Annotated in this window: 17 protein-coding genes; 7 read left to right on the top strand and 10 right to left on the bottom strand. The window is 64.2% G+C overall.

From position 1 onward, the window contains the following. Positions 1–12: 12 nt before the first annotated feature. The 3 genes from QZM67_RS35930 to QZM67_RS35920 form a co-directional block, all read right to left on the bottom strand. Positions 13–315, bottom strand: coding sequence for an XRE family transcriptional regulator (locus tag QZM67_RS35930; RefSeq protein ID WP_175020922.1), 303 nt, complete (start codon positions 313–315; stop codon positions 13–15). A gap of 87 nt (positions 316–402) precedes the next feature. Further along, a complete protein-coding gene (locus QZM67_RS35925; protein WP_122950191.1) occupies positions 403–1557 on the bottom strand; it encodes a branched-chain amino acid ABC transporter substrate-binding protein in 1155 nt (384 codons plus the stop codon). Positions 1558–2198: 641 nt separating this feature from the next. After that, a complete protein-coding gene (locus QZM67_RS35920; RefSeq protein WP_301810751.1) occupies positions 2199–3098 on the bottom strand; it encodes a DMT family transporter in 900 nt (299 codons plus the stop codon). Between the two features lie 57 nt (positions 3099–3155). Here QZM67_RS35920 and QZM67_RS35915 point away from each other — a divergent pair, with 57 nt between their 5' ends. From QZM67_RS35915 to QZM67_RS35900, 4 genes are all read left to right on the top strand, one after another. After that, positions 3156–4142, top strand: a complete 987-nt coding sequence (locus tag QZM67_RS35915) for a LysR substrate-binding domain-containing protein (protein ID WP_301810748.1) — start codon at positions 3156–3158, stop codon at positions 4140–4142. Positions 4143–4323: 181 nt separating this feature from the next. Further along, positions 4324–5001 (top strand): nitroreductase, encoded by a 678-nt coding sequence (locus QZM67_RS35910; protein WP_301810747.1) that lies wholly within the window; start codon positions 4324–4326, stop codon positions 4999–5001. Between the two features lie 112 nt (positions 5002–5113). Beyond that, entirely contained in the window at positions 5114–5569 is a 456-nt protein-coding gene (locus tag QZM67_RS35905) for a sodium:proline symporter (RefSeq protein WP_301810809.1), read from the top strand. 209 nt (positions 5570–5778) lie between these two features. Then, positions 5779–6291, top strand: coding sequence for a hypothetical protein (locus tag QZM67_RS35900; protein ID WP_301810807.1), 513 nt, complete (start codon positions 5779–5781; stop codon positions 6289–6291). 80 nt (positions 6292–6371) lie between these two features. On the opposite strand, the gene QZM67_RS35895 is transcribed toward QZM67_RS35900, so the two are convergent. The 4 genes from QZM67_RS35895 to QZM67_RS35880 form a co-directional block, all read right to left on the bottom strand. After that, entirely contained in the window at positions 6372–6656 is a 285-nt protein-coding gene (locus QZM67_RS35895; RefSeq protein WP_301810746.1) for a transposase, read from the bottom strand. A gap of 70 nt (positions 6657–6726) precedes the next feature. After that, entirely contained in the window at positions 6727–8364 is a 1638-nt protein-coding gene (locus QZM67_RS35890; protein WP_301810745.1) for a GMC family oxidoreductase, read from the bottom strand. 40 nt (positions 8365–8404) lie between these two features. Next, on the bottom strand, positions 8405–9835 hold the full coding sequence (locus QZM67_RS35885) for an aldehyde dehydrogenase family protein (RefSeq protein ID WP_301810806.1): 1431 nt from the start codon (positions 9833–9835) through the stop codon (positions 8405–8407). A gap of 18 nt (positions 9836–9853) precedes the next feature. Further along, positions 9854–10042 (bottom strand): hypothetical protein, encoded by a 189-nt coding sequence (locus tag QZM67_RS35880; RefSeq protein WP_301810744.1) that lies wholly within the window; start codon positions 10040–10042, stop codon positions 9854–9856. Here QZM67_RS35880 and QZM67_RS35875 point away from each other — a divergent pair. After that, on the top strand, positions 10041–10973 hold the full coding sequence (locus QZM67_RS35875) for a LysR family transcriptional regulator (protein ID WP_301810743.1): 933 nt from the start codon (positions 10041–10043) through the stop codon (positions 10971–10973). The two genes, QZM67_RS35880 and QZM67_RS35875, sit on opposite strands and share 2 nt — an antisense overlap. Positions 10974–11100: 127 nt before the next feature. On the opposite strand, the gene QZM67_RS35870 is transcribed toward QZM67_RS35875, so the two are convergent. The 3 genes from QZM67_RS35870 to QZM67_RS35860 form a co-directional block, all read right to left on the bottom strand. After that, positions 11101–11745, bottom strand: coding sequence for a glutathione S-transferase family protein (locus QZM67_RS35870; RefSeq protein WP_301810741.1), 645 nt, complete (start codon positions 11743–11745; stop codon positions 11101–11103). A 118-nt stretch (positions 11746–11863) separates the two neighbouring features. Continuing rightward, on the bottom strand, positions 11864–13036 hold the full coding sequence (locus QZM67_RS35865; RefSeq protein ID WP_301810739.1) for a porin: 1173 nt from the start codon (positions 13034–13036) through the stop codon (positions 11864–11866). Between the two features lie 152 nt (positions 13037–13188). Further along, positions 13189–14022 (bottom strand): helix-turn-helix transcriptional regulator, encoded by an 834-nt coding sequence (locus tag QZM67_RS35860; protein ID WP_175020915.1) that lies wholly within the window; start codon positions 14020–14022, stop codon positions 13189–13191. 286 nt (positions 14023–14308) lie between these two features. On the opposite strand from QZM67_RS35860, the gene QZM67_RS35855 reads away from it, so the two are divergent. After that, positions 14309–15382, top strand: a complete 1074-nt coding sequence (locus QZM67_RS35855; RefSeq protein ID WP_301810804.1) for a polyamine ABC transporter substrate-binding protein — start codon at positions 14309–14311, stop codon at positions 15380–15382. A gap of 10 nt (positions 15383–15392) precedes the next feature. After that, the coding region (locus QZM67_RS35850; RefSeq protein ID WP_301810737.1) for an ABC transporter ATP-binding protein at positions 15393–16080 on the top strand (688 nt) is incomplete at its 3' end.

The raw sequence follows: 16080 nt of genomic DNA, 5'->3' as shown, positions 1-16080 counted from the left end.
GCATGCCCGGGCTCAGGCGTCCGCTTTCGCCGTTTTCCGCACGCGTGGTTTGTCCGCCGCAGGAAACGTGCCGCCGCCGCGTGGCCGTTTCGGTTCGATCCGCATCTGCCGGATCACGCGCCGGAAATCGATCTCGTGCGCGGCCATCGTGCCGATCAGTTTCGCGATCACCGCGAGGTGGGACGGCACCGTGCCCTTGCTCGAATAGTTCGTGATCGAACTTTCATTCATCCGGATCAGGCGGGCGAACTCGCGCGCCGTCAACTGCGCTTTCTTCAACTCCTGTTGGAATTCCGCATACGCCATTGCACACATGATGCTTCGTCTCCGTGAATCAGAAATCGGCCCGCGCGGCGCCGGCGCCGACGGGTGGCGTCCCCGTCGTGCCGGCGCCGCGGCGGGTTACATCTTCACCTGGTCGACGAAGGTCTTCTTGCCGCTCTTGTAGCCGTAGATCGAGATGATCCCGTGCGTCAGGTCGCCCTTCGAATCGAACGTCGTCGTGCCGATCACGCCGTCGTACTTCGTCGCCGGCATCGCGGCGAGGATCTTCGCCGGATCGGTCGAGTTCGCGCGCTTCATCGCGTCGACCGCGATGTAGACCGCGTCATACGCGAACGGCGCATCGAACTTGATGCCCTGGTTGAAGCGCTTCTGGTACTTCGCGAGGAAGTCCGCGCCGCCCGGCATCTTCTCGAGCGCCGCGCCGGCCTGCGAGCACGTCACGTTGTCGGCCGCCGGGCCGGCCAGATCGGCCAGCGAGTCGGTGCACACGCCGTCGCCGGACAGGATCTTCGCGCGCAGGCCGAGCTGCTTCGCCTGCTTCGCGAGCGGGCCGCCGGTGGCGTCCATGCCGCCGTACATGATCGCGTCCGGGTTCTCGCCCTTGACCTTCGTCAGAATCGCGCGGAAGTCGACGGCCTTATCGTTGGTCGCGTCGTGCGACAGCACCTTCAGGCCGAGCGCCTTCGCCTTCTTCTCGAACTCGTTCGCGAGGCCCTGGCCGTACGCGGTCGAATCGTCGATCACCGCGACGCTCTTCACGCCCTTCGACTGCGCATAGCTCGCGAGTGCCGGGCCCTGCTGCGCGTCGGTCGCGACGACGCGGTACGTCGTCTTGAAGCCTTGCTGCGTGTAGGTCGGGTTGGTGGCCGACGGCGAGATCTGCACGATGCCCGCGTCGCTGTAGATCTTCGAGGCCGGGATCGACGTGCCCGAGTTCAGGTGGCCGATGACGGCGACAACCTTGTCGTCGACGAGCTTCTGCGCGACCTGCGTGGCCTGGCGCGGGTCGGCCGCGTCATCCTGCGCGTCGAGTTGCAGCGTGATCTTCTTGCCGCCGATCGTGAGCCCCTTCGCATTGATTTCCTCGACCGCGAGGCGCGCGCCGTTCTCGTTGTCCTTGCCGAGGTGCGAGATGCCGCCCGTCGTCGGCTCGACGCTACCGATCTTGACGACCTGGTCGGCCATGGCGGTCGAGGCGGCCGCAAACGCGGCGGCAGCCAGTGCAACGGTGATCAGGGGTTTGCAGCGCATGCCGACAGTGCTTCGTTCCATCTGCCATCTCCGAATTGAATGATCTTTCTATTGACGTCTCGACCGGCCGACGGCGAGGTCGGGGCGATCGGACGAGTCTCCATACCCATCATGGGCTTCACTTGCATCGCGTCCTGACCTGCGACGTGCCGCCCGGCTGAGCGGTCGAATCGGGGCCTGATACGGTGCAATTCGTACGAATATATATGAAGCCGATTTTGCGCGCTGCGGCGAATCGCATGGCGGGGCGGGCGCGGCACGGCCGGCGCCCGGATTTCGAAGGTGCCGGATGCCGGAAATCGTGCGCCGCAGCAGGCCGCAGGCTGCGATTCGCTGTCGACGGCCTTACGGCCGCATCCATTATTCGGCCGGCGGCCGGGACGAAGCCATGGACACTGATGCGCGGTCAATTCGGAACTGTTCGGTCGATTTGTCTGCACAGTTTGGACGGTTTCGATCGCGCATCCGGTTGCATGACCATGCTTCATCGGGATCGATGCCCCCATCCAACGCAACTAACCGTCAAGTCCGGCAACCTCGGCGAACTGGCGCGACGGCGACAGCCCGCGCCACGCATTCGGTTTCGCAGATGCCGGGGTCGTCCCGACCGGCTCGCTTGCGGATCGCCGGGGCGATCGTGCCGGCCCGATGACGCTGCGATCCTAGGAACGTCCGCGCAACGCCACGAAGATCACGCCGGCAATCGCCAGCAGGCCGCCGCACACCGTCTCGATACCGGGCCGCTCGCCCGTCAGCGCCATCGACAGCATCGTCGCGACCGCCGGCGTCAGATAGAGGAAGTTGGCGGCGCGTGCCGCGCCGAAGTAGCCGAGTGCGAACGTCCAGGTCGCGTAACCCAGCGCGGCGGGGAAGATGCCGAGCATCAGGACGGCCAGCGTCGTGTCGCGCGACCCGCTGCCCAGCGCCACGAGCGCACCCGGCAGCCAAGGCGAGAGCAGCAGCGCGCCGGCCAGCAGCGTGTACGCGGTGCAGGCCAGCGCGCCGTACACCGGAATCAGCCGCCGCTGCAGCACGAAATAGCTGGCCGAACACAGGGCCGCGCCGAGGATCAATGTGCTGCCCGCGCCGAGGACGAGGCCGCCCGGCTGTCCGCGCGCGATCACCGCGATGCCGGCGAGGCTGACCAGCGAGCCGAGCCAGCCCCAGCGATTGAAGCGCTCGCCAAGAAACACCGCGGCCAGCAGCGCGGTGAAGATCGGCAGGGTGTTCACGATGAAGCTTGCCGCGCCGGCCGATACCGTCTGCTCGCCGGTATTGAGCAGCGCGTTATAGAGCGCGATGCCGAGAAAGCCGCATAGCAGGAAGCGCAGCGCGTCGCCCCGTGTCGGCACGCGCGGCCGTCGCGCGATCAGCCACGCGACGATCAGCACGGCCGCGGTGGCGAAGCGCGCCGCCGCGAGCTGCAGCGGGGTCAGGCCATGCAGGCCGATCCGGATGAAGGGGAAAGCGGACGCCCACGAAACGATCGTGAAAGCGACCGCGCCGGCCGCGATCAGCGGCTGCCGCGCAGGGCGCGACGACGGGGTGGAGAGCGTGTTCATGCGGCAATGATGCGGTGTGGCAAGATGCTAAGCTAGCGCACAGATCAGCACGCAGATATGACCATGATTCACAGCTCGGGCCGGCGGCCGGCCGGTGCTTCAACCCGTGCGAAGCGCGCCCCAGCGGCGTCGCCCGCCGCCGCGCCGGCGCCGGGTTCGCGGCCGCCGCTCGCGAGCCTGGAGACGGTGTGCACGGTCGCGCGCGAGGGTTCGTTCCTGGCTGCGGCCGACGTCTCCGGCGTGACGCACGGCGCGATCAGCCGGCGGGTGGCCGCCGTTGAAAACTGGCTCGGCCTGAGGTTGTTCGAACGTCATGCGCGCGGCGTGCGCCTGACGCCGGACGGGCAGCGCTTCGTCGGCCGGATCGAGCAGGCGTTCGCGATCATCGACAGTGCGGCCGATCAGTGGCGCTCGCCGCGTACGCCGCGGCTGGTCAGGATGAGCGTGGTGCCGGCCTTCGCGCAGCTCTGGCTGCTCGAGCGCCAGCATGCGCTCGAGAGTGAGGCGCCGGCGTTGCGGATCGAGCTCGGCATCGAGCTTCGCAATGTGGATATCGCCGGCGGCGAAGCGGATCTGTCGATTCGCTACGGGCGCGGCAACTGGCGTCAGCTCGAAACCCGTGCGTTCATGCCGGAGCGGCTTTATCCGGTCGCGCATCCGCGGCTCGCCGCGCAACTGGCCACGGAGCGCCGCCGGCGCGGCGATGCCGCGCTGCTCGACCTGCCGTTGCTGCACGACTCCGACGTGACAGGCTGGCGCACGTGGTTCGATGCATTGGGCGTGCCGTTCAAGCCGCGCGCGCAGGATCGCCGTTTCGAGGATTACAACCTGGTGCTGGCCGCGGCCGAGGCCGGGCTCGGCGTGGCGCTGGCGCGCGTGCCGCTCGCCGACGCCTATCTGAAGCGCAGCGACCTCGTGCGCGTGAGCCCGCACGAGGTCGATTCGGTGCTCAGGTATTACTTCGTGCACGCGAAGGGGGAGAATCGGCCGGAGGTGCTCGCGTTGATGGAGCGGATGCGGGCGGCGGTGGGCGAAGGCCGCTAGCCGGCCCGCCTTGACGACCCGCCACGGCGGGCCGATGGCGCAGAAGGAAGCAGTACGCGATTCGCGGCACTAGGCTCGGGCCGCCGGATCGACGACAATGCGACCGCGAAAAACGATGAGGTGGAGAGATGAACGAAAATCGAAAATGTGTACAGCCGTGCCGATGGAAAGGAGGTCAGCGATGAACAGGCCAGACAAGTCGTCGAAAGCGCGTGCGGCGCTCGACCAGCTGTTTTCGGGTATGGCGCCCGCGGATGAGACGCGCGCGTCGCGTCCGGGCAATCCGTTCAATCCGTTTGAAGCGGCGGGCGATGAAGCGTCCGCGGGTTCCGGCGGGCGCGGCGGTGTCGAAGTCACGCTGTCGACCCGGATCCAGTTGCGCGGCTATCCGAATGCGAACGCATTCATGAAGCGTATGGCCGAAGCCTGGGGGCTGGAGTGGGGGATGTACGACAGCGTCAAGGCCATCGCGACGCTGCCCGCCGGATGGCGAGCGCGCCGGCTGCCGGAAGTCACGCAGATCGTTGACGGACGCGACGTGCTGCGCGCGGAGAGCAGCTTGCAAGGCGGCGAGATGTCGTACCTGAAGGTGCATCCGCGGTACTACATCGACGCACGCAAGGGGTTCGGCTGGGGCAAGTCGTCGAAGGCGTCCGACGATCCGGATCTGGACGGCCCCGACTGGAACTGCTTCGTGGTCGATCGCGAAAAGTCCGTCGAAGTGCACGAACTGACGACCTCGTCGCTGAAAGCCGACATGGACAATGCGCGGGCGACGTTGCTGAAATGGCTCGACGAGAATTATCCGAAACATCGCGATCCTTTCGCGTACTGGACGGATTGCGAAGGGGCGTCGTAATTTTGCGTGGCCGCCCGGTTCGGTATCGCGGGCACACGTCGGCCGACCGGAGCCGAAGCGGGTGGGGCGCACGCCGCTTCGATGCATCGGCCGGTTGCGACGGGAGCGCCCATTGAAACGAGCCGATTTCGTCCCGGTTCTCTGGGCCGCATTCGGTGCGGCGGTCGGTTCGACCGTCGTCGAACTGCTGCTTTGGCCGATCGCCGGCGACGACGCCATCGGGAACCTGTTGCGAGACGCGCGCCTCACGGCGGCCATCGTGATGGGGCGCCGCGCGCTCGGCGCGCCCGGCGGCTTCGATCCGCTGGTCATGGCGGTGGCGACCCTCGTGCACCTGGTGCTGTCGCTGGCCTACGCGGCCGTGCTGGCGAAGGTGATTCGCACCCTGTCGCTCGCGGCCGCGCTACTCGCAGGCGGCGCGTTCGGCCTCGTCCTGTACGGCGTCAACCTGTACGCCTTTACCACGATCTTCCCGTGGTTCATCCCGGTTCGCGGCGCGATCACGCTGGTGGCCCATCTGGTATTCGGGATCACCGCAGCGGCTGCCTATCGCTTCGCGAGACGCTAGGCCGGACGTCAAACGCGACAACGATTCATTCGAACCAGACCCCTGGAATAAGCAGGCGCGCTGCATCGTTTAGCCGACAGGAGACCCTGTATGAAGCGGCGGCATGCGAGCGCCGCGTGATGAATCGTGTGCAAGCAATCCGATCTGCCGGGCGCCGCCAGCGGCGCCGCGCGATCGAGTGGTCGGGGGCAATCAGGCAGGAGCCGATCATGTGCAACTGGTTTCGATCCGGGATAGGTATCGTCTGTCTCGGCTGTTCCGCGGCGGTCTTTGCGCAAACATACGACGATCAGGCGGACGCCGGTACGAACTGCCGTGCGGTCGTCGCGCAGGCGAACATCGACGGCACGGAGCAGCAAATCGTGGGGCGTGCGTGCGTGCAAGACGATGGCACATGGCAGTTCGTGCAGAGCCCCGACGGTAGCGTTCTATGGTATCCGGCGGTGGACTATCCGTATGCCGACCTGTGGTACTGGGGGCCGCCGCTTTTCATCGGCGCGGGCGTGGGCTTCGTCTTCGTCGATCGCTTCCACCACTTTCATCATTTCCACCACTTCGATCACGTCGTCCACTTCAACGGGATGGAGCATCACCGCTTCGGCGTGCCGATCGGCGCCGGTTTTCACCATGGCGCGTTTCCGGTGGGTGCCGCCGGCCACGGATTCGGCGGCATGCATCAGTTCGGCGGCGCGAGCGGATTCGGTGGAATGCGGCGACATTAGGCGGAGTTTGCGGGCGGATCTGCCGCGCCAGGACATCCGCTAATCGAGCCGCCCGCGCAAGTCGTCGAACGGAACGGCCTTCAGTCAGCATCAGATTGCACGTTCTTCCCGCTGACGACTTCCCAGAGCAGCTTGATATCGAGCGCCTGGTCCGCAACGAGCAGCTTCAGACGAGTGTTCTCGTCCTCCAGCTGTCTGACGCGTCTCGCTTCAGCGGTATTCCCGCTGCCGAGCCTGGCACGCCACGCGTCGAGGCCGTCGTCGGCGATGCCATGCTTGCGATACAGCTTGTTGGCAGTCGGGCCGGCCTCGGCGTGGTCGGGCATTGCGTTGATCCGTTCGGCGTTGCATTCATGCTTGCTCATGTTCGCTCAGGCTCCACGACATTCCGATTCATCTTTCAGCGACGTCTCTCAAGGACGCAAGGTGTCGCGCTCAGGCCGTATCGATCGAGAACGCATTGCGCTGCGCCGAACCGGCTTGCCCGGATTGCCGGAGAATCGACGCGGCAATCTTCTCTGCCAGCATGGTGACCGGTGAATTGAGGTTGGCGGACGGGATGGTCGGAAAAATCGAAGCATCGACTACCCGGACGCGTTCGACGCCAAACACCCGGCCCTCCGAATCCGTCACCGTCCCCATGCGCAACGTGCAGGACGGGTGGTAATTGGATTCCGCCGTGGCTTTCGCCCACGCCAGAATGTCTGCGTCGCTGCGCGCTTGCGCAACGTCGTCTGCCTCCCCCTGAACGTGCCTGGCCATGGCGGACTGGCTCATGATCTCGCGTACGGACTTGATCGCCTTGATCGCCAGCTTTTGGTCATATTCGGTCGTCAGATAGTTGAAGCTGAACGCGGGGGTTGCCAGTGGGTCGGCGGAGCGCAACCATACCCGCCCGGTGCTCGTGGGCCGCTGCAGACTCAATGAGCAGTGGTAGCCGGGATTGATGCGTATGGCGTCGTGCCCGAAGTACGGTCGAAAAGCCACGCACTCCATCTGGACATCCGGTCGCCCGGAGCCATCGGTGGAAATCATCGCGCCGGCTTCAAAGAGATTGGAGGCGCCAATGCCTCGACGTGTCAGGATCCATTGCGCGCCGATCAGCGGGCGGCGCGGCACGGACAACTCGCGGGCCATCGAATCGTGCTCGTTCCTGACATGCCAGTCGACGACGAGCGCCGTGTGATCGGATAAGCCACGTCCCACCTCCGGATGGTGGACAACCGGCGCAATGCCATGGCTGCGGAGCGCGTCCGCCTCTCCGATTCCCGACAGCATCAGCAGGTGCGGGGACATCAAGGCGCCCGCACAAAGAATCGCCTCGCGTCCTACGGCGATCCGATGATTCCTGCCCTGGCGGGTGGCCTGGACGGCTACACAGGTCGTGCCCGAAAACAGCAGCCGCGTCACCCGTGTATGCAACATGACATCGAGGTTGCGCATGGGCTTTTGCCGCAAATAGGCATACGAAGCGTTGATGCGCCGGCCGTCGCAGATGTTGCGCTGGATTCGATGCATGCCTGCTTGCTTCTCCCCGTTTTGATCCGGATTCAGCGCATGCCCGGCTTGCTGCCCGGCCTCGAGGAATGCCTCGAACAGCCGGTTCCTGCAGGGTGCTCGCTCGACCTTGATCGGGCCGCTGCCTCCTCTCCAGCGATTCTCGCCATCTTCGAATGTTTCCATCTTCTTGAAGTACGGAAGGACGTCCTGGTAATCCCACCCTGCCACGCCGAAATCGGACCAGGCATCGTAGTCCTCGGCGTTGCCGCGCATCCAGTTCATGCCGTTGACCGATGACGAACCGCCCAGCACGCGGCCTCGCGGCTCGTAAATGGGCCCCGGGCCATCATCCGAAAAAAGCTTCCAGTTCGTCTTGTCGCTGAGCAACGGCAGACCCATCGCACCTGGCATGACGATGCCGATATTGATATCGGATCCGCCCGCCTCGATCAGAAGGATGCTTAACGATGTGTCTTCTGCCAGTCGGCCGGCGATCGTGCTTCCAGCGGATCCGGATCCGATGACGACATAGTCGTAGCCATCGGCTGCTGGCTCCGAAACGATGTTCAGCATGGCGCCTCCTGTGTATCGGAACTCACGTTTCATTCAAGGATCAACGCGCGCTTGCGGGCAGTTGCAAGCTCTTCAGCTCGATGAATTCATGCATGCCGAAATCGCCACACTCGCGGCCGTTGCCTGATTGCTTGTAGCCGCCCAATGGCGCTTCATAGCTGAATTCGCCGCCGTTGATCGAGCAGGCGCCCGCCCGGATCTTCCTGGCGATGTCGATTGCGTCCGCGACGGTTCCGGACCAGACCGCCGACGATAGTCCGTAAGGCGTGTCATTGGCCATGAAGATGGCATCCTCGATCCGGTCGTATGGAATCGTGCAGATGACCGGTCCGAATATTTCTTCCTGTGCGATCGTCATCCTGTTGTGCACGTCACGAAAGATCGTCGGTCTGACAAAGGCCCCCTTGTCGATGCCTTCGGGAAGATCGGGGCCGCCGGTCACCAATCTGGCGCCTTCCTCCAGCCCCTTGTTGATGTACGCGATGACGGTCTCTCGCTGGGATCGGGAGCTCATCGGGCCCATGTCGGTCGTTTCATCCGCCGGGTTGCCGATCCTGATGCGCTCGGCGATACGCTTGGCGATGGTGACCGCCTCTTCGTACCTGGATGTCGGAATCAGCATGCGAGACAGGCAGACGCAGGTCTGGCCGGAGTTGATCATCACGTCTTCGACACCGAACCTGATTGCGGCCTCGAGATCCGCGCTTTCCGTGATGATGAAAGGACTCTTGCCGCCGAGTTCCAGGCAGACCCGCTTGATCGACCGGGCCGCAAGTTCCTGGATGCGGGCGCCATTGAGAGTCGATCCGGTGAACGACACCATGTCCGCGGCCGGGTGGGTGACCAGCAGGTCGCCGAGCACGCTCCCCCTGCCGGTCAACAGGTTGAAGACGCCTTTGGGAAGGCCGATCGAGTCGACAATCTCCGCCAGTATCAGGCCTTGCAGCGGCGTGACCGACGATTCCTTGATCACGACCGTACATCCTGCGGCCAGCGCGGATCCGACTTTGGTCAGCAACTGGAATAGCGGATAGTTCCACGGCGTAATGAGCACGCATACACCGACGGGCTCCCGGATGACCACGACATTGTCGACCTCCGTCGTCTCGTCGAGCATCGCGCTGCGCGCAGCAAAATTCCGGAAGGCACCGATACAGGACGTCTGTATCTGTCGTGTCACTTCGATCGGGCAACCCATCGATGTCGAGATGGCGTTCTCCAGATCCTCGCGGCGGCTTTCCAGCGCATCGTGGATTTTCACGATCCAGTCATGACGCTCGCTGGATGGGGTTTTCGACCATGTGCCGAATGCTTGTCTGGCAGCACGGAATGCTTTATCCACATCTTCGGCGGTTGCATTGCATATCTCGGCGATGACTTCGTCGGTAGCCGGATTGATGACCGGACTGAAATCGCTGCCACGCGGGGCAATCCAGTCCCCATTGATGAACAATTTATCGAAGCGTCGAATCATCGGGAGTCTCCTTCGCTACTGGCTGGAATGGAAAATATTCGTTGTCGCCGTGCGTCTCGATTGCGCCGATATTGCGAGTTTATTCATCGCCAGGCGCAAAATTTTTCTGACCTTGAAATGGTATTCTCTTTCCCCGGCAGCAGGCACTTCGCGCGTTCGAAAGGTGCCTTGCGCTTTGCGCAAAATATGATTCGAGTGATCCATGGACACCATCGCCGCAGTTCGACTGTTCTTCGACGTTGCCGATCAGGGGAGCTTTTCCGCCGTTGCGCGCACCCGTCAGGTCGCCATTTCCTCGATCACGCGCCTCATCAACCAGCTGGAGCAAAACCTGGGCGCGACGCTGTTCATCCGTTCGACGCGTCAGCTATCGCTGACCGAAGCCGGGTACCGGCTTCTGCAGTCGCGTGTCCAGCTGACACAGCTGGACGAGACGCTGAAGGCGATCAGAGGTGTGACGGAAGATATGTCGGGGAGGATGCGTATCACGGCTCCCGAGAATTTCGGACGCCGCTATCTGATCGACATCATTCCGGCGTTGCTTGATGAATTCCCGGAGCTCGAGATAGAGCTTGATCTCAGTGATGAATACCGTGATCTGGTGACCCAGGGTTTCGATATGGGAATTCGAGTCGGTGAGGATCAATCCTTGTCGCTGATTCAGCACCGGCTCACGCCGAATACGCATGTGCTCTGCGCAAGCCCGACGTATTTGTCACGACACGGCGTTCCGGAAGAAATCGACGATTTGAAAAAACACCGCTGCATACGGCACGAAATACTGGGGCTCGACAAGCATTGGGTATTCGAGGACAAAACAGGCGTGACTCACTTCCTGCCTCAAGGATCATTCTCGTCCAATATGTCGGATGCGGTTATTTCTGCGGCGATTTCAAATCAGGGCATTATTCTGATGCCGTATTGGCTGGTGGGTGCCGAGTTGTCCGCTGGAAAACTCGTTCCGATCATGGAAACCAGTTTCGCCAAACCCTTGCCAAAATACGGCGATTGGCTCTTTATCGCCTATCCGCCACATAATCGCCATTCGATCAAGGTTCAGACCGTCAGGCAGAGATTGATCGCGTCGTTGCATGACGTCGGGCATCCGGTCGACGCTGCGTCAGCAAGCCGATAGCGGCCGCATCGCTCGCCCCGGTAATCGCATCACGACAACCGGCATCGTGCTCACAGCGCCATGTGGTGAGCACGATGCCGATGGCCAGATTTCCCGCGTCGAGACACCACCTCTTGACGCCTTACAGTCAATCGAGCCGCCCGCGCAAGTCGTCGAACGGAATCATCACGTGCGTGCGATACGCGGGCCGCGCTTTCAGCCGCTCGTACCACGCTTGCACGTGCGGGATGTCCGGCCGCGCGATGTCGAGCTCGAAATAGCGATACAGGTGCGTGCCGGTCGCGATGTCGGCGAGCGAGAGCGCGTCGCCCGCGAGAAACGGCTGCCCGGCCAGCACCGCATCGAGCGTCCGGAAGTGCTGCGCGCACTGCGCGATGCTTTGCTCGACGCGCGCCGTGTCGCGCTGCTCGGGCGGCGTCCGGAAGAAGCCCCGGAACACGCCGTTCAGGAACGTCGGCTGCAGCGTGGTTTGCGACCAGTCCATCCAGCGGTCGGCGCGCGACTGTTCGGCGGGATCGTCACGCCAGAAGCCGGGGCGGCCGTAACGCGCGGCAAGGTAGCGCAGGATGCTGTGCGATTCCCAGACGACCGTGCCGCTGTCGTCGATCACGGGCACGCGCCCGTGCGGGTTCATCGCGAGAAAAGCGGGCGTGTCGAGCACGCCGAACTGCCCGCCGGCCGGCACGTGCCGATGCGCGAGTGCGAGCTCGTCGACGAGCCACATCACCTTCTGGACGTTGAATGCATTACGGCGCCCCCATACGGTCAGCATGCCGGCCTCCTTGTGTCGTGCGGAACGGAATCGCGGACAGTGTAAACGCCGCAGGCGCGCACCGAGGTGCGCGCCTGCCGGCTGTCGTCGTGGTCGATGTCGCCGTGCGGCGACGCGATCAGAACTTGTGGCGAATCCCGACGATCGCGAGTTCCTGCGTATCGGTGCCGGAGTTCACGCCATACGAGCCGACCGACGCGGCGGCCTTCACGACCGCGCCGTTCGCGTTGAGCGTGTTGCCGCTCGCCTTCTGGTAGCCGAACAGCGCATACAGGTCGGTGCGCTTCGATAGCGCGTAGTCCGCGCCGAGGTTGACCTGGTTGTAGTGCGCGGACGCCGGGCCCGTCAGCGACGTGTAGTTGTAGCCGACGCCCGCGCGCAGCGCCGGCGAGAACTGCCAGTTGAAGAACGCCGAGCCGTTGTTGAACTTCGCGTTCTGGCTGAAGGCCGACAGCGTGTCCGCGCCGTACTGCGTATTCGAATACGCGAGGCCGAAGGTGGCCGGCCCGGCCACGTACTGGCCGGCCACGCGCACGATCTGGATCGACTTCGCGCTCGAGAAGCCCTGGTTGATCACGGTGTTGAACAGCGTGTCCGAGCTGCTCGACCAGTTGCGCACGCCGTTTGCGACGGTGGAGCCGCCGTTCGCGTAGAAGAAGCCGGCACCGAGCGACAGCGGCCCGTTCGCGTAACTCGCGCCGAAGCTGTACGTGCGACCGCTGCCGGTGGCGCCCGCGACACCGCCGAAGCCGTACAGGCCCTCGAACTGGAAGCCCGAGATCAGCGGGCTCGTGTATTTCACCGAGTTGCTGACGCGCAGGCTGTTGTCGTAGTTGTCGAGATCGCCCGGCGTCGCGAACACGCCACCGAAGTAGTTGTCCTGCGTGAGACCCTGCACGAGATCGACGACCGGATCGTACTGGCGGCCGAGCGTCACGGTGCCGTACGTGCTGCTCGAGAGGCCGACGACGGCCTTGCGGCCGAATTCGCGCTGGCCCTGGCCGAGCGCGCCGGTGCCGATGTTGAAGCCGTTCTCGAGCTGGAACAGCGCGGCCAGGCCGCCGCCGAGATCCTCGGTGCCGCGCAGCCCCCAGCGGCTGCCCGACAGGTTGCCGCTGCTGAACTTGACGAGGCTCGACGCGTTGCCGCCGTTCGCGTTCTGCGCGTTGTGCACGTATGCGATGCCGGCATCGACGATGCCGTACAGCGTGACGCTGCTTTGTGCGTGAGCGCCGACGGCATAGAGCGCGGCCGGCAGCGTGAGCAGTGCGAGTGAACGGATCTGTTTCATTGTTGGATTCCCCCGTTGGTCGAATGGTCTGACGAGTCGGTGAACGATACGGACAGCGCATCGTCAAGGGAACCAATAAATTGTCGGATCGTTATGAGGCGGCGCGGGGATGGATGCGCGCGCAACCGGCCGGCGGCCGGTGCGCGGGAAACTCATGCGTCGTGCCGTCGCGACGCGTTTCTCAGGACGAGCGTCATCAACTGCCGGCGTGAATCGACGCCGAGCTTCGCGAATGCGCGCTTCGCGTACGTGTCGACGGTGGACGTCTTGAGCCCCATCGACTGCGCAATCGCAGCCGAGGTCATGCCCTGGATGAACGACGCGCACACGTGCAGCTCGCGCGCGGTCAGTCGTTCCTGCCATTCCGGCAGCCATTGCGCGACGTGGTCGAGATCGAGTTCGTCGCACTCGCCGCCGTCGGCCGACACCGCGCCGAGCAGGCGCTTGTGCGCGGACGCCAGCGGCAGCACCACCTGCGACAGTTGCTTCAGCAGGCTCAACTCCTTCAATGAAAACGGCGGCAGCCGCCGCGAGCGCGCGATCGAGATCGAATAGCGCGTGCCGAGCGTGACGCCGGCGATCACGCATTCGTCGTGGATGTCGCCGCTGTCGAAGAACTGATGGCGGATCTCGCTCGCGACGCGCTGCGCGGACACCTGTACGAGCTGCATGTCGCTTTCGCTGTCGATGGCCGCGTAGGTCGCATCGTCGCTCGCATAGCTCCGGTAGTAGTGGCGCATCACCTGCGTGATGAGTTCCGGCTCGCGGCCGAAGCTGCCGATCCAGCCGACGCTGCGCCGGCCCGACGACGCGACCCGTTCGTAGTCGAGGTGTACCGCGTCGAAGTCGGCGTAGCGCACGAGCGTGTCGTAGACGGCGCGCATGAACTGCGGCGTGCCGACAGCCTGCGCGATATCGCCCAGCGTTTCCGTCACGAATGCGACGTGACTCAGCGGCAGATCGGGGGAGGGGAGCGCAGCGTCCATGGCCTCGGGTATCAGGAAATTTCAGGTGGCGCTACTCGTATCACGACGATTTTCGATTGCCTAGATGGGAATCCACTCAAACGGCCCCGGCACGCGACACCGCTTGTCCCGGTTTTCGGGACTGACGGTACGAATCGCGATCTCTACATTGACCCCTGTGCCGAAACCGTCTGACGGCGTTACCGCGAGCCCACCCGGGCGTGGCGCAACGGCCGATGACTACTCTCTGGAGATCCCCATGCGTGTCCGATTTCGCTGTCGTCCGGCCGTCCGTGCCATGTTCGTCATGTCGGCGGGCCTTGCCGCCGCGGCAAGCCTACCGGTGCGTGCCGGCGATGCCAACCTGAACGTCTACAACTGGTCCGAATACATCGCGAAGGACACGGTGCCGGTGTTCGAGAAACAGGCGGGCATCAAGGTACGCTACGACAGCTACGACAGCGACGACACGCTGCAGACCAAGCTGCTGGCGGGCAGCTCGGGCTACGACATCGTCGTGCCGACGTCGAACTATCTCGCGCAGCAGATCCAGGCCGGCGTGTACCAGAAGCTCGACAAGTCGAAGCTGCCGAATCTCGCGAACCTCGACCCGGTGCTGATGAAGATGGTCGCGAAGGCCGATCCTGGCAACCAGTACGGCGTACCGTGGGCGTGGGGCACGACGGGTATCGGCTACAACGTCGAGGCCGTCAGGAAGCGGCTCGGCGACAACGCGCCGACCGACAGCTGGGCGCTGCTGTTCGATCCGGCGAACGCGGCGAAGCTGAAAGGCTGCGGCATCTCGCTGCTCGACGCGCCGGACGCCGCGTTCGCGGCGGCGCTGCAGTACATGGGCAAGGATCCGGAGAGCAGGAATCCGGCCGATTACCAGGCGGCCTACGACGTGCTGAAGAAGATCCGCCCGTACGTCACGCAGTTCAGCTCGGCCGGCTATGCGGACGACCTGGCGAACAACGACGTGTGCGTCGTGCTCGGCTGGTCGGGCGACGTCGGCATCGCGCGGCGGCGCACGCTGGACGCGAAGCGCGCGTACGAAATCCGCTACGTGAATCCGAAGGAAGGCGGCCTGCTGTGGTTCGACGTGATGGCGATCCCGAAGGATGCGCCGCATCCGGAAGCCGCGCTGAAATGGATCAACTACATCGAGGATCCGAAGACCAACGCGGCGATCACGAACGAGATCTTCTACCCGAGCGCCAACAAGGCCGCGCGCCCGTTCGTGACACCGGCGATCGTGCAGGACCCGGGCATCTACCTGTCCGATGCGACGATCGCGAAGACGTCGCTTGCGATGCCGCGCAGCGCCGAGATCGCGCGGATGCAGAACCGTCTGTGGCTGCAGTTGAAGTCGGGCGGTTGAGGAGGCGGCCATGAACCACACCCTGCCCGATGCGCCGGCCGCGGCCGGCGCCACCCGCGCGACGAACGACGCGTTCGTGCGCATCGAAAACGTCGTGAAGAAATTCGGCGACAGCACGGCCGTCGACAACGTGAACCTGACTATTGCAAAGAACGAGCTGTTCGCGCTGCTCGGCAGCTCGGGCTGCGGCAAGTCGACGTTGCTGCGCATGCTCGCCGGGCTCGAGACGGCCACCTCCGGCAAGATCTTCGTCGACGGTGAAGATCTTGCGTCGCTGCCGCCGTACCGCCGTCCGGTGAACATGATGTTCCAGTCGTACGCGCTGTTCCCGCACATGACGGTCGAATCGAACGTCGCGTTCGGCCTGAAGCAGGAAGGCACGCCGAAGCACGAGATCAAGGAACGCGTGGCCGATGCGCTCGCGCTGGTGCAGATGAGCAAGTACGCGCAGCGTAAGCCGCATCAACTGTCGGGCGGCCAGCAGCAGCGTGTCGCGCTCGCCCGCTCGCTGGTCAAGCGCCCGAAGCTCCTGCTGCTCGACGAGCCGATGTCCGCGCTCGACAAGAAGATCCGCCAGAAGACCCAGCTCGAACTCGTGAACATCATCGAGAAGGTCGACGTGACCTGCGTGATGGTCACGCACGACCAGGAAGAGGCGATGACGATGGCCAGCCGCCTCGCGGTGATGAGCGAAGGCA

Origin of the sequence: Burkholderia sp. AU45251 (genome assembly GCF_030482905.1) — a bacterium.
Lineage (GTDB): Bacteria > Pseudomonadota > Gammaproteobacteria > Burkholderiales > Burkholderiaceae > Burkholderia > Burkholderia aenigmatica.
Note: the sequence above shows the minus strand (reverse complement) of the source record. Positions and strands in the feature narration are given on the sequence as shown.